Here is a 13329-nt window from a genome sequence, read left to right as displayed (position 1 = left end):
GCTCATCCCGCGAGTGCACGCTCGGCCACTTCGCACAGCCAGCGCACGCCCGGTGCCAGCGCGTCGTCGTTGAAGTCGTAGCAAGGATGGTGAAGCGCACGCTCCCCGTCCGGGCCCGGGTGGGCGCTGCCCTGCCCCAGCCACAGGTAGGCACCCGGGCGGCGCTGCAGCATGAAGGCGAAGTCTTCGGAGGTGAAGGCTGGACGCGGCGCCATGCCCGCGTCCAGGCCCACCGCCCGGGCCGCAGAGAGCGCGAGCGCTGCTTCTTCGGGCGTGTTGAGCGTGGCGGGGTAGTAGCGCACATAGCGCAGATCGGCCGTCACGCCGCTCGCCAGCGCCACGCCTTCGACGGTGGCGCGCAATGCGGCCTCGATGCGGTCCTGCGAAGCGGGATCGAAGCTGCGCACGGTGCCGGTGATCGAGACCTCCGCCGGCAGCACGTTGTGGCTGTGCCCGCCCTCGATGCGCGTGACCGAGAGCACCGCCGATTCGCCCGGATCGATCCGCCGGGAGACGATGGTGTGCAGTTGCGCGACGAGCTGGCTTGCCGCGAGGATGGCGTCGGGCGTGTGATGCGGCTGCGCGGCATGGCCGCCGCGGCCGCGCAGCACGATGTCGAAGCGGTCGGCCGCCGCCATGATCGGGCCGGCGCGCGTCTGCGCGCTGCCGAGAGGCAGGTCGGGCCAGTTGTGCAGCGCGTAGACGCTGTCGCAGGGGAAGCGCTCGAACAGGCCGTCCCCGATCATGGCGCGCGCGCCGCCCTTGCCCTCTTCGGCCGGCTGGAAGATGAAGTGCACGGTGCCATCGAAGTGCCGCGTGCGTGCCAGCTGGCGCGCGGCCCCGATCAGCATGCTGGTATGGCCGTCATGGCCGCAGCCGTGATGGATGCCTTGCGTGCGACTGGCATGGGCGGGGCGCCCCAGCTCGACCATCGGCAGCGCGTCCATGTCGGCGCGCAAGCCGACACTTCGCGAACCGCTGCCGCAGCGCAGCGTGCCCACCACGCCGGTGCCGCCCACGCCTTCGTGCACCTCGAGGCCCAGCAGGCGCAGCGCCTGTGCCGCGACACCAGCCGTGCGCCGTTCCTCGAAGGCGAGCTCCGGGTGCGCGTGCAGATCGCGTCGCAGTGCAATCAGCTCGGGCAGCAGGTCGGCGACCGGCGCGGCGATCACGTCCGGGCTCAACGCGCGGCTTCGACAGCGTCGGCCAGCGCGGCCAGCGTGTGGAAGTGATAGTCGGGTACTGTGTGCTCGGATTCGAGCGTGCCGCCGGAGCCCTTCTGCCCATGGCGCCGCTCGATCCAGCACGTGGCGATACCGAGCCGCTTGGACACGCCGATGTCGTGGTACTGGCTTTGCGCGACGTGCAGGTTGTCAGCCTGCTTGTAGCCCCAGGCACCCTCGAAGCGACCGCGGGCGTAGGCGAAGTAGCGCGGGTCCGGCTTCTCGCACAGCGCGTCGTCGCAGCTCAGCAGCATGTCGAAGGGCGAGCCCAGGGTCTTGTCGAAGTGGGCCAGTGCCCACTGCTGCGCGTTGGTCATGGTCACCAGCTTGAAGTGCTTGCGCAGGCGCTTCAACGCTTCCACCGAATCGGGGAAGGCGGGCCATTGCGCCACCGAATCGCGCAGGCCCTGCGCGAGTGCGCCGGTGTCCGGCAGGCCCAGCTTCGCTGCGATGGCATGCCAGCAGCGCTCCAGATCGTCGGGGTACCAGCCGGCGTTGCCGTCGGCGCGCGCGTGACGGTAGGTGGCGAGGAAGTCCTCGTCCGTCACGCGGGCCTCCGGTACCGCGGAGCGCAGGTAGGCGAGCATGCCGCCCTCGAAGTCGATCAGCGTGCCGACGACGTCGAAGGTGAGCACCTTGAAATCTTGCAGGGACATGTTGAAGAGCTCCAGTGATGACGGCAATGCCGTTGCCACCAGCATAGGGGCCGCCCTCTGCGCCGCTGAACCGAAGTGGGTCCGCGCCGCGGCACAAGATTTCGTTGTCGGAGCGCCAGCGGAATGTTCTTCCGTGGCCTTGCCGCGTTGCGGTGCCCAGCTCAACGTGCGACGGTAAAACGCGCGCGCAGGTGCCTGGGTTGCTCGATTTCGTCGACGATGGCAACGGCCAGGTCGGCCACTGAAATGCCGGCGGGCTTGCCGTCTTCGAGCAGCAGGTCTTCGCCGCCGAGGCGGTACTTGCCGGTGCGCTCGCCCGGCGCCAGCATGGCAGCAGGGCTCAGGAAGGTCCAGTCGAGCGCCGTGTTGCCGCGCATCGCGGTCAGCGTGTCGCGCGCCGCCTTCGCGCCGGGTACGACGTTGGGGGGCACATGCGATGCGAACTCGGGCGTGTCGACCACCTGCACGCCGGGCGCGACGAACAGGCTGCCGGCGCCGCCGACGACCAGCAGGCGCTTGACGCCCGAGGCCTCGACGGCGCGGTTGATGCCAGCGGCACCTTGCATGAACTTGTCGTAGAGGCCTTCGACGTCCCAGCCGGGATTGAACGCGGAGATCACCGCATCGTGGCCGCGCAGGGCGACAGCCAACGCGTCCACGTCGTTCACGTCCAGCGCCAAAGGGCTGACGTCGGGGCGCGGATGGAGCTTGGCGGGGTCGCGCACCAGCGCGGTGACGTGATGGCCGCGCGCGAGGAGTTCGGCGAGAACGGCGGTGCCGACGAATCCGGAGGCACCGATCAAAGCGATTTTCATGAGTTGTTCCAGCGAGTTGTTGTCGACGGCTACGATAGCCAGCGCCCACCGGTTCGATAAGCCAGGGCCCATCGCTATGAACTTGAAGCGGAGCTTATAAGTGGACGATCTGAAGCCGCTGGCGGTATTCGCCGAAACCGTGGCGGCCGGCTCCATGAGCGCGGCGGCGCGGCGCTTGGGCATGAGCCCTTCGGCCGTGAGCCAGGTGATCCGGACGCTCGAGGTGCAAGGCGGCGTGACGCTGCTGCACCGTTCGACGCGCAAGCTCGCGCTGACCGAAGCCGGCGAGCGCTACTACCCCCACTGCAAGCGCCTGCTGGAGGCCGCGCGCGCGGCGGCAGAGTCGCTGCAGCAGGCGCGCGATGCACCCACCGGGGAGCTTCGGGTGTCCGCGCCGGTGGGGTTCGCGAACCACATCGCACCGGCGCTCGCGCCCCTGCTGGCCGAGGCGCCGCAGCTGCGACTTCGCCTGCTGGTGGACGACGCGATGATCGACCTGATCGACGCGCGCATCGACGTCGCCGTCCGCGTGGGACGGCTCGCCGATTCGAGCTGGGTTGCGCGGCGGCTGTGCGACTTCGGGACCGTGCTTTGCGCTTCGCCCGCATACCTCGAGCGCCGAGGCGCGCCGGTTGGCCCGGAAGAACTCCCCGCGCATCAGTGGCTGGCATTCTGGCGGGAAGCATCGATCGAGACACCGCAGGAGAGCTTCGTCGCGCCGGAAGGCGTTGGAACACACGGCTTTCGGCGCGGCGCGCTCAAGCGGGCGATGTCGACGTCGCAGGCGGAGTCGATGCCGCTGGACCTGTACGCCGCGGATGGACAGCACCAGCGCGTGCACGTCGAGGCACGCATTGCCAGCAACAACGCGATCGCACTGCAGCAGATGTGCGAACACGGCCTCGGCATCGCGCGGCTGGCGCGCGCCGACGTGCTGCCCTCGCTGCAACGCGGCATGCTCGTCGAGGTGCTGGCGCCGTGGAGGCTGCCGTCGATGCCTGTGTGGGCGATGACGCCGCGGCGCGAAGGTCAGGCTGCGAAGGTGAGCGCCGCGGTGAACTACCTCAAACGGCATTTCGCGATGCTCCCTGGAACCATTGACGCAAACGCAGGCATCGTCAAGGCCGCGCCAGCGCGTTGACGGCCGCGCCGCAACCCGCCCGGCGAGCGGCCCGAGGGTTGGCGCGGCAAGGTGGCTAGCGGCGACCGGTGACGAACGGGTCGGCGACCGATCCGCTGCTCAGCCTCGCGTCTTGCCGACCAGTCGTATGCCCGGCATGAGTTCAGCGGCGAGCTCCGGGCGTTCCAGCGCGTAGTCGAGGTTCATGCGGGCGATCTCGACATGCTCTTCTCCCAATGCCTGTGCGCGCGAGCCCTGCCCTCGTTCGATCGCCTGCACCAGCGAATGGTGGGTGCGGTGCGCCTGCTTCATCCACTGGTGACCTTCCTCCATGGACGACTGCATGGGCAGCATCGCGCTGGGGGACGCAAAGGGCTGCCGGTCGAGCATCTCCATGACGTGACCTGGCCACCTATGCCGTGCGCGTCGAAGGGCACCAGAACCATCACCTGCAATGACGGCACGGCGTTGCAGTACGACTTCCTGCTGATCGCCACCGGCGGAATGCCGCGCCGCCTGGGCTTGCCGGGCGCCGATCTGGACAACGTGCATTGCCTGCGTCGCGCGAGCGATGCCGCCGCACTGAGGCAATCCATCCAGCGATGCGCGCAGATGCGTCTGCGGCTGCTGGTTGTCGGAGGCAGCTGGATCGGACTGGAGGTGGCCGCCACCGCGCGAGGAGCGGGCGTCGAGGTCACTGTCGTCGAGCCGGCACAACAGCTGTGCAGCCGTACGCTTCCCTCAGCGCCCGCGCACCTGCTCGAGACACTTCACACTGCGCGTGGCGTGGACCTTCGACTCCGGACTTCCGTCGTCGGCCTGGAGGGCGACCGGGAGGTGCGGAGCGCGCGACTGTCCGACGGGTCGGCGTTCTCGGTCGGCGCGGTCGTGGTGGGCATCGGAATCACGCCGAACACCTCCCTGGCGCAGCAACTGGGCCTTCTGATTCGCAATGGCATCGTGGTCGATCGCCATTGCAGATCCTCGGTTCCGGAGATCTATGCAGCCGGCGACGTCGCCGAGCAGGCGTGCCTCTGGCATGACGATTCCCTTCGCATCGAAACCTGGGAGAACGCCAACCGCCAGGGTGAGAGTGCCGCGATGCATATGGCGGCCCTGGCCGCCGGCGCCGCAGAACCCGATGCGCCCGATCCCGGGGCCCCGCCCTGGTTCTGGGTCGGATCAATACGACATGAACCTGCAGGTGCTCGGCGCGCCGGTGTGCAGCGACGCAGTGCTGGCCGCTCAGTCGAGCGAAGGCGAGCGGCTCTTCGTTCACCTGAGAGGCGACCTGGTGGTCGGTGCCATCGGCATGAACAAGCCGCGTGAAATGCGGCGGCTTCGCAAGCTCCTGACGCAGCGCCTCGATCTGCGAAGGTCCGAACTGCCGCAAGAAGTCTTCGGTGTTCATTGAGCGCTTCGTCGAGACGGCAGCTGATTCAACTCTGCAACGGATCGGCAAGGCACACTGTTGCCCACCGTGGCCGGCGATTCCGGCTTTTGGGCTGCTACCTCAATCCCACCTGGCGATCCGCCATGTTCACCAGCTGCACCAGGCTGGGACCGATCGTCTTCAGGAGGTCCGCGGGTTTGGCCCGGTAGCCCGGAACCGCGCAGTTGAACAGCAGACGCCTCGATCCATAACGGATGTTCGAAGCAACGCCTACAGCGAGCACGCCGAGCCCGGCATCGCCCATGTTGATGGCAAAGCCGCGCTTGCCGTAGTTGGCCAGGCTGTCCTTCAGGCCTTGCGTGCTGCGCGAATACTCGTCGGCGCGCTCCTGCCGCGCGCGCGCCAGGAAGCGGTTGCGCTCCGCCGCCGTGAGTTGTGCAAGCCAGGCCCGGCCCATCGCAGTCTCCGCGATGCCACGCACGGCGCCGACGCCGGGCCGCTTGAGCGTGCCGTGCTCATGCGCGCACGTCTCGACGTACACCACGTCGAGGTCCATTGCCACACCCACGGATACCGCGCCTTCGAAGCGGTCGGCCGTTGATTGCAGCGCAGGCCGCAGCTGCGCGAGCAGCGGCGTGTTGATGACATACGGGTAGCCCAATGTCACCGCGGCCGGTCCGATGAAGTAACGATCGAGCCGATCGTCGTGGTCGAGAAAGCCGAGTGCCTGCAGGCTTCGGCAAAGGCGGCTGACAGTCGGCCGCGGCAAGCCGAGGCGTTCGGCGAATTCGCTGTTGGCGTGAGCGCGCGGGTCCCTGACGAAGCTCTGCAGAATCATCAGTCCCTTGGCCAGGGTCCCGGAGAAGTTCGGGTCGTCCTCGCGCACCCGTCGGAGATCCTTCTGGTCCTTGAGCTGGTGCACGGCGCGGGGTTGTCGCATGAGGCAATTCTCGGCGATCAGGAGAAAAGTCGAATCGTCGTTTCAATATTTGAAACGCATGTTCGGTATGGGGGACTCCCCGGCCTACAGTGCGCCGCATGATTCGTGATCAAGCAAGCCTCGAGGTCCTGCTCGCCCGCACCCGCCGCTTCGTGCGCGAACGTTGGCACCCGCTCGAAGACCAGGTCGACCGGGCCGGTGAGATCCCGTGCGCCCTTGTCGACGAGTTGCGTCGCGAGGGCTTCTTCGGCTGGAGCATTCCCGAGGCGTACGGGGGACTGGGCCTCACCGCGGAAGAGCTGGTCCTGTGCGCGATGGAGCTCTCGCAGTCCTCGGTGGCCTTGCGTGCGCGCGTCGGCACCAACACCGGCATCGGCTCCGAGGCACTTGCTGCCGACGGCACCGAGGCGCAGAAGGCCCAATGGCTGCCGCGCATGGCGCATGGCGAGCTCACCGGCTGCCTCGCCCTGACCGAGCCGGATGCAGGCTCGGACGCCACCAACATCCAGACCACTGCACGCAGGGAAGGAGACCACTACGTCCTGAACGGCACCAAGCGTTTCATCACCAACGCGCCCGTCGCCGACGTCTTCACCGTGGTCGCTCGAACCGCGGAAGACACGCGCGGTCACGCAGGGCTGACCGCGTTCCTGGTGGAACGTGGCCCCGGCCTGCGCACCGGCGAGCCGTACCGCAAGATGGGCCAGGCCGGCTCGCCCGTGTCCGACGTGGTCTTCGAGGACTGCCGCGTGCCGGCGGGCCAAGTCATCGGCGAGAAGGAAGGCGTCGGGTTCCAGACGGTGATGAAGGTGCTCAACAAGCAGCGGCTGCACCTGGCCGCGCTGTGCACCGGACCGGCCATCCGCATGCTGGACCTGGCGGTGGCGCATACGTCGAGGCGAGAGCAGTTCGGCCAATCCGTTGCCGGTTTCCAGCTGGTGCAGGCCATGATCGCCGACTGCCGCACCGAGATCTTTGCCGCCCGATCGATGATCCTGGAGGCTGCGCGCGCGCGCGACCGCGGCGAGGACGTCGCGCTTGCCGCCTCGATGTGCAAATACTTCGCTTCCGAGATGTGCGGGCGCGTGGCCGACCGGTGCGTGCAGATGTTCGGCGGGTCCGGCTACATCGCGGACTTCAGCCCCATCGAGCGCTACTACCGCGACGTGCGCCTGTTCCGGCTGTACGAAGGCACGAGCCAGATCCACCAGCTGAACATCGCCAAGCTGACGCTGCGCGAGCACGAGGCGAGCCGGCGATGAACCTCATGGACGTACAGCGCGATCCCGCATTGGCCGAGTTGCGCCGGCGAGTGCGCGACTTCGTGGCGCAGCACGCCATACCGCTCGAAACCCGGGCCCATGTGCACGACCCACGTGCCCTGGACACCGCGCTGGCGCAGCTGCGGCCCATCGCACGCAGCCTGGGCCTCTATCTTCCCCAGCTGCCGCGCGAGCACGGCGGGCTCGGTCTCGGCTGGGTCGAGCGCAGCGTGGTCCTGGAGGAGGCCGGCCGCAGCTACCTGGGCCCCGGCGCACTCAACTGCGCCGCGCCGGACCAGCCGAACATGATCAGCCTGCTGCGCCAGGGCAGCGCGGGCCAACGGCGTGCCTATCTCGGCCCGCTCGCTGCCGGGGAGATCCGTTCGTGCTTCGCCATGACGGAGCCGGCGCCCGGCGCAGGGTCCGATCCGTCGATGCTGGCCACGCGTGCCGAGCGCCGGCCGGGTGGATGGGTCATCAACGGGCGCAAGTGGTTCATCACCGGCGCGGTCGGGGCGAGTTTCGCCATCGTGCTCGCGACGACGGACGCCGGGCCCACGCAGTTCATCGTCGAGACCTCGAACCCGGGTTTCCGGCTCCTGCGTGCCATCCCCGCCATCGATCCCTATGCGATCGGCGGCCATGGCGACATCGAGCTGGCGGATTGCTTCGTGACCGACGAGGCCGTGCTCGGTGAAGCCGGCGAGGGATTCGCCTATGCGCAGCAACGGCTCGAGCCTGCGCGGCTCTCGCACTGCATGCGCCTGCTGGGACGCGCGCGCCGCGCTCTCGAACTCGCCCAGGACTACGTCAATGAGCGGCGCTCGTTCGGCGAGCGCCTGGCCGATCTGCAGCAGGTGCAGGCGATGGTGGCCGACTGCCACATGGACCTGCACGCCAGCCGGTTGATGACGCTCGATTGCGCCGCGCGCATGGACGCGGGCCTGCCCGTCAAGACCGAGTCCGCGATGGCCAAGGTGTTCGTGTCGGAGGCGCTGTACCGCGTCGCCGACCGGTCCGCGCAGCTGATGGGAGCGCTCGGCATGTCCGAGGACGCTCCCGTCTCGCTGATTCTGCGGGAGCTGCGGCCCTTTCGCATCTACGACGGCGCCTCCGAGCTGCACAGGGCCACGCTCGGGCGCCGGTTTCTCTCATCCAGACAAGGAGACATCCGATGAACCCCCACCGAATCCGCCGCGCCGTCGTGGCGCTGTCCGCCACGCTCGTTGCCACCGCCGCCCTGGCCGCCTATCCCGAGCAGCCGATCAAGCTGATCGTCCCATTCCCTGCCGCGGGCAGCACGGACCTCGTGGCGCGCACGCTCGCGGTCGACCTCGGCGCCGCACTCGGGCAGCCGATCGTGGTCGAGAACAAGGCGGGTGCCGGGAGCCTCATCGGCTCGGAGTTCGTGGCCAAGGCGCAGCCCGACGGCTACACCATCCTGATGGCCGGGCTCACCAACGTGTTCCTTCCCTACGTGCACAAGGATCTCAAGTGGAGTCCGGTCGACGACTTCGTGGGCATCGGGCTCGTGGCCGACCTGCCCAACGTGATCGCTGTCAACACCAGGACGCCGTACCGGAAGCTCTCTGACCTGATCGCGGCGGACAAGGCCAACCCCCGCTCGCTGTCGTTCGGCTCCGCCGGCGTAGCCACTCCGTCGCACCTGGTGTGCGAGATGGTGAACCACCAGACGAAGTCCCAGCTGCAGCACGTGCCCTACAAGGGCAACGCCCCGGCCGTCAACGACCTGATGGCCGGCCATATCCCGGTGATGTGCAACAACCTCGGCGGCACTCTTCCGTACATGCAAGGCGGGCAGATCCGCATCCTGGCTCAGACCGGCAAGACGCGTTCGGCCTCGGTGCCCGACGTCCCCACATTCGCCGAGCTGGGCCTGCCGGGCCTCGATGCGGGCTTGTGGATGGGGCTCGTCGCACCCAAGGGCACGCCGAGGGACGTGGTGGACACGCTCAACCGGGCGCTGACGAAGGTCCTGGCGACGCCCACCATGAAGGAGAAGCTGGCGAAGCTCGGCGCCACCCCGCTCAACCCGAGTGCAGCCGCCTTCAAGGAACGCCTGAAGGCCGACAAAGCAGCATGGGACCCGGTGCTCAAGGCGGTTGAACTGAAGACGAACTGATGCAGCAGAGCGAATATCCGCTTCGCGGCATCCGCATCCTGGACATGGCGACCGTCCTGGCGGCGCCGTTTTCGTCCACGCTCTGCGGCGACATGGGCGCCGAGGTCGTCAAGCTCGAGCTGCCGCAGGGCAACGACGCGCTGCGAGGCCTGGCGCCCGTGCACGAAGGTCACGCGCTGTTCTGGAAGACCGCCAACCGCGGCAAGAAAGGTATCTCGCTCGACGTGCGGCAAGCCGAGGGGCGCGACCTGTTCCTTCGGCTGATCGAGGGCTTCGACGTGCTGGTGGAGAACTTCCGCACCGGCACGCTGGACAACTGGGGCCTCGACCTGGCAACGCTGCACACCCGCAATCCGCGGCTCATCGTCCTGCGGCTGACCGGCTTCGGTCAGACCGGGCCCTACGCGCGCAAGCCCGGCTTCGCGCGCATCTTCGAGGCCATGAGCGGGTTCACGCACCTCAGCGGCGAGGCCGCCGGGCCGCCGCAGCACATGAACTATCCGCTCGGGGATGCCATCGCGGGCCTGTTCGGCGCATTCGCCATCGCCACCGCGCTGGCCGAGCGCAACGCCATGCCGCGCGAGGAACAGCGCGGCTCGGAGATCGACCTCTCGGCGACCGAAGCCTTGCTCCGCCTGCTCGACCCGCTCGCGGCGGAGTACCGGTTTTCCGGGGCTGCGCGCGATCGCACCGGCTCCCGCGCCGGGTACACCGCGCCCTCCAATGTGTACCGGACCGCGGATGGCGCCTGGGTGACGCTGGTCGGCTCGTCCGATCCGATCTTCGTGCGTCTCTGCTCGGCCATGGAGCAGCCCTCCCTGGCGATCGACCCGCGATTCAGCACCAACGTGAACCGCACGAGGCACCACGTGGAGATCGACGACATCGTCGCCGCTTGGTGTTCGAGCCTGCCGCTGCAGGCGCTGTCTGCCAGGCTCGAGCGCCACGAGGTGCCGTTCAGCAAGGTGTATTCCATTGCGGACGTGCTGGAAGACCCGCATCTGCGCGCCCGGAACGCACTCATCGAGCTCCAGGACCCGGAACTCGGCGCAATACCGGCACCGGCGGTGGTTCCACGCTTCGTCGGTCGCACGCCCGGCGTCCCGGCCGTGGGGCCGCGCACGGGACAGGACAACGCGGCGGTGTACGGCACGCTTGGCGTCGGCCCGGAGGAACTGGAGCGCCTGGGCCTGCGACGGGTGATCTGACGAGAAGCAGATCACCTGCATGCCAGTGCTTCCGAGCGCTCAGCCGGCCCGCACCAGCGTGCGCACCGCCTCCCCGGCCTGCGCGCGCAGCCGCGCCAGGTCCAACCCGGGGATGCCATCGTCCTCCACGGCCACGTCGCCGGCGCACAGCAGCCAGCGCAGGCGCGGCCGGCCCCCGCTCACGATCGGGCCGATCGCCGGATCATGCAGGCCGAAGTAGCGCGGGTCGTCCAGGTCGAAGACGGCGAGGTCGGCCGCCTGGCCCACCTGCAGCGTGCCGACCCCCTCGAAGCCGAGCACGCCGGCGCCGCCGGCCGTGGCCCAGTGCACGATCTGCTCCACCGTCACCGCATCGGCGCCGGTTTCGCCCTCGCCTTCCGGGCGCGGCCGTGACAGCGCACCGGCCTGGGCGCGATGCACCAGCCAGGCGAAATGCAGCTCGCTGATCATGTCGGCGGCCTCGTTCGAAGCCGCGCCATCGACCCCGATCGACACCCGCGCACCCAGGCGATCCAGCGCCGGCGCAGGTGCGATCCCGTCGGCCAGGCGCGCATTGCTCTGCGGGCAGTGCGCGATGCCGGTGCCGCTGTCGCCCAGCATCTTCATCTCGGCGGGCGCCAGGTGGACCAGGTGCGCGAGCCACACGTCCGGCCCGAGCCATTCGTTGTCCGCGAGGTACTCGATCGGCAGGCAGCGGTGCACCTCGCGGCAGTACTCGATGTACGCGACCGACTCCGACATGTGGCTGTGCAGCGGCACGCCGAGGGCCCGTGCGGCGCGTGCCACCACCTTGAGGTGCTCGCGCGGGAGCGACACGTGCACCGAGGTGGGCGCCATCGCGACGCGGCGGTGCGCGAAGGGGCCGTGCTGGTGGAAACGCGCCGCGGTCTGCTCGACGGCGGCGAGCATCTGGTCGAGCGTCTCGGGCGCCTGGTGCAGGCGTTCGCTGTCCTCGAGCTGTCGCGTGACGGTGGCACCGCCGCGCAGCAGCATGAAACGCATGCCGAGCGCCTCTGCCTCCTCGAACAGCAGCGCCGCCGCGTCGTGGTCGGCGCCAGGCTGGAACAGGTAGTGGTGGTCGGCCACGGTGGTGCAGCCCGAGCGCAGCAGTTCCACCAGGCCGATGCGCGCGGCGATGCGCAGGCGCTGTTCGTCGAAAGCGCGACGGAAGGCGAAGGGCACGGCCTGCAGCCAAGGGCTGAGCGTGGCGTCGATGCCCGCCGGCACGCCCTTGAGCAGCGACTGGAAGAGGTGATGGTGGGTGTTGACCCAGCCCGGGTAGATCACGCAGTCGCTCGCGTCCAGCACGCGCTCGCCAACGTCCGCGCGAAGGCCGCGGCCCATTTCGGTGATGAGGCCGTCGGCGATGCGCAGGTCGGTGGCGCCGCTGCGCGCCGGGGCGCCGCGCAGCCCGGTGAACAGGCTGTGGGCATTCGTGATCAGCAAGCGCTGGGTCATGGCTTGGGCAACAGGCCTTCGACGCCCTGCACCAGGTAGTTCATGCCGGCCAGGTCGGCCGCCGAGATGGTTTGACCGGCCGGTACGCGCACCTTGCCTTCCTGGTCGAGCACCGGCCCGGCGAAGGGATGCAGCCGCCCTTCGGCGATGTCCTTCTCGAGGCGGCCCACCTTCTCGCGCAGGTCGGCCGGCAGCGCGGGGTTGAGCGGCGCCATCCTGATCATTCCTTCGCGCAGCCCGCCCATCACGTTGTCGGACTTCCAGCGCCCCGCCAGCACGTCCTCCACCACCTTGATGTAGTAGCCACCCCAGTTCTGCACCACGGAGGTGAGGTTCGTCTTCGGGCCGAAGCGCGACATGTCGGAGTAGTAGCCGAGCGTGTAGACGCCCTTCTCCTCGCCGGTGGCGACGATCGACACGCCCGAAGTCGCGTAGGCCAGCGTGTCCGCGCCGAGCTTCACCAGCGCATTGGCCGCATCGCGCTCGCGCCCCGGGTCGTACCAGGCGTTGACCCAGATGAGCCGGAGCTGCGCCTTCGGGTTCACGCTGCGCATGCCTTGCGCGAACGCGTTCACGCCCTGCAGCACCTCCGGGATCGGGAAGGCACCCACGTAGCCGACCACGCCGCTCTTGCTCATGGAACCGGCGATGACGCCTTCCAGGTAGCGGCCCTCGTAGTAGCGCGCGTTGTACACGCCGACGTTCGCCGTGGTCTTGTAGCCGGTGCCGTTCATGAAGATCACCTTCGGCGCCTGGCGTGCCACCTTGAGGGTCGGCTCCATAAAGCCGAAGGACGGCGTGAAGATCAGCTTGCAGCCCTCCTGCACGAAGTTGCGGATCACGCGCTCGGCATCCGGCCCCTCGGCGATGTTCTCGACATACTTGGTGGTGATGCGATCGCCCATGGCGGCGACCAGTTCCTTGCGGGCCAGCTCGTGCTGGTAGGTCCAGCCGCTCTCGCCGATCGGATTCGAATAGAGGAAGCAGGTCTGCAGCGGCTCGCTTGCGGATGCGGTCGCACCCAGCGACGCCAGCAGGCCGGCTGTCAAGAAGAATCGGCGGGCCTTGCGGCGCGCGAGCAATAGTCCTGGTGTCATCGGGTTGTCTCCGT

13 protein-coding genes and 1 pseudogene are annotated in these 13329 nt (G+C 68.7%); 7 read left to right on the top strand and 7 right to left on the bottom strand.

The genetic code is table 11. The features are described from left to right. Positions 1–2: 2 nt before the first annotated feature. From G3W89_RS05680 to G3W89_RS05670, 3 genes are all read right to left on the bottom strand, one after another. Positions 3–1184 carry a M20 aminoacylase family protein gene (locus G3W89_RS05680; RefSeq protein ID WP_162573174.1) on the bottom strand — a complete coding sequence of 394 codons (1182 nt, stop codon included), beginning with the start codon at positions 1182–1184 and terminating at the stop codon, positions 3–5. After that, positions 1181–1879: an HAD-IA family hydrolase gene (locus tag G3W89_RS05675; RefSeq protein WP_162573173.1), complete on the bottom strand. Its 699-nt coding sequence runs from the start codon at positions 1877–1879 to the stop codon at positions 1181–1183. The genes G3W89_RS05680 and G3W89_RS05675 overlap by 4 nt, the downstream gene beginning before the upstream one ends. Positions 1880–2040: 161 nt before the next feature. Next, the gene (locus G3W89_RS05670; protein WP_162573172.1) at positions 2041–2694 is read right to left on the bottom strand and encodes an NAD(P)-dependent oxidoreductase; all 654 of its coding nucleotides are present in this window, start codon (positions 2692–2694) and stop codon (positions 2041–2043) included. A gap of 100 nt (positions 2695–2794) precedes the next feature. Between G3W89_RS05670 and G3W89_RS05665 the strand changes: the two genes are divergently transcribed. Then, positions 2795–3835 (top strand): LysR family transcriptional regulator, encoded by a 1041-nt coding sequence (locus tag G3W89_RS05665; protein WP_162573171.1) that lies wholly within the window; start codon positions 2795–2797, stop codon positions 3833–3835. Positions 3836–3934: 99 nt separating this feature from the next. On the opposite strand, the gene G3W89_RS05660 is transcribed toward G3W89_RS05665, so the two are convergent. Next, entirely contained in the window at positions 3935–4210 is a 276-nt protein-coding gene (locus G3W89_RS05660; RefSeq protein WP_162573170.1) for an FCD domain-containing protein, read from the bottom strand. On the opposite strand from G3W89_RS05660, the pseudogene G3W89_RS05655 reads away from it, so the two are divergent. After that, positions 4100–4843, top strand: a pseudogene (locus G3W89_RS05655) (NAD(P)/FAD-dependent oxidoreductase); the annotation flags it as partial. The gene G3W89_RS05660 and the pseudogene G3W89_RS05655 sit on opposite strands and share 111 nt — an antisense overlap. Next, a complete protein-coding gene (locus G3W89_RS33620; protein WP_443083195.1) occupies positions 4767–5228 on the top strand; it encodes an oxidoreductase C-terminal domain-containing protein in 462 nt (153 codons plus the stop codon). The pseudogene G3W89_RS05655 and the gene G3W89_RS33620, both read left to right, overlap by 77 nt. 94 nt (positions 5229–5322) lie before the next feature. Here G3W89_RS33620 and G3W89_RS05645 read toward each other — a convergent pair whose 3' ends face one another. Next, positions 5323–6147 (bottom strand): IclR family transcriptional regulator, encoded by an 825-nt coding sequence (locus G3W89_RS05645; protein WP_232076361.1) that lies wholly within the window; start codon positions 6145–6147, stop codon positions 5323–5325. A 98-nt stretch (positions 6148–6245) separates the two neighbouring features. On the opposite strand from G3W89_RS05645, the gene G3W89_RS05640 reads away from it, so the two are divergent. The 4 genes from G3W89_RS05640 to G3W89_RS05625 are packed head-to-tail and all read left to right on the top strand — an operon-like array spanning position 6246 to position 10760. Further along, positions 6246–7409, top strand: a complete 1164-nt coding sequence (locus G3W89_RS05640; RefSeq protein WP_162573167.1) for an acyl-CoA dehydrogenase family protein — start codon at positions 6246–6248, stop codon at positions 7407–7409. Continuing rightward, positions 7406–8587 (top strand): acyl-CoA dehydrogenase family protein, encoded by a 1182-nt coding sequence (locus G3W89_RS05635; RefSeq protein ID WP_232076359.1) that lies wholly within the window; start codon positions 7406–7408, stop codon positions 8585–8587. Before G3W89_RS05640 ends, G3W89_RS05635 begins: the two co-directional genes overlap by 4 nt. After that, positions 8584–9552 carry a Bug family tripartite tricarboxylate transporter substrate binding protein gene (locus G3W89_RS05630; protein ID WP_162573166.1) on the top strand — a complete coding sequence of 323 codons (969 nt, stop codon included), beginning with the start codon at positions 8584–8586 and terminating at the stop codon, positions 9550–9552. The genes G3W89_RS05635 and G3W89_RS05630 overlap by 4 nt, the downstream gene beginning before the upstream one ends. Further along, a complete protein-coding gene (locus tag G3W89_RS05625) occupies positions 9552–10760 on the top strand; it encodes a CaiB/BaiF CoA transferase family protein (protein WP_162573165.1) in 1209 nt (402 codons plus the stop codon). The genes G3W89_RS05630 and G3W89_RS05625 overlap by 1 nt, the downstream gene beginning before the upstream one ends. Before the next feature lie 39 nt (positions 10761–10799). Here G3W89_RS05625 and G3W89_RS05620 read toward each other — a convergent pair whose 3' ends face one another. Both G3W89_RS05620 and G3W89_RS05615 read right to left on the bottom strand, forming a co-directional pair. Next, positions 10800–12218: an amidohydrolase family protein gene (locus G3W89_RS05620; protein WP_162573164.1), complete on the bottom strand. Its 1419-nt coding sequence runs from the start codon at positions 12216–12218 to the stop codon at positions 10800–10802. Further along, positions 12215–13315, bottom strand: a complete 1101-nt coding sequence (locus tag G3W89_RS05615) for a BMP family ABC transporter substrate-binding protein (RefSeq protein ID WP_162573163.1) — start codon at positions 13313–13315, stop codon at positions 12215–12217. The genes G3W89_RS05620 and G3W89_RS05615 overlap by 4 nt, the downstream gene beginning before the upstream one ends. Positions 13316–13329: the final 14 nt, after the last annotated feature.

This window comes from Variovorax sp. PBL-H6, from assembly GCF_901827155.1.
GTDB lineage: Bacteria > Pseudomonadota > Gammaproteobacteria > Burkholderiales > Burkholderiaceae_C > Variovorax.
This window is presented reverse-complemented; position numbering and strand designations above follow the sequence as displayed.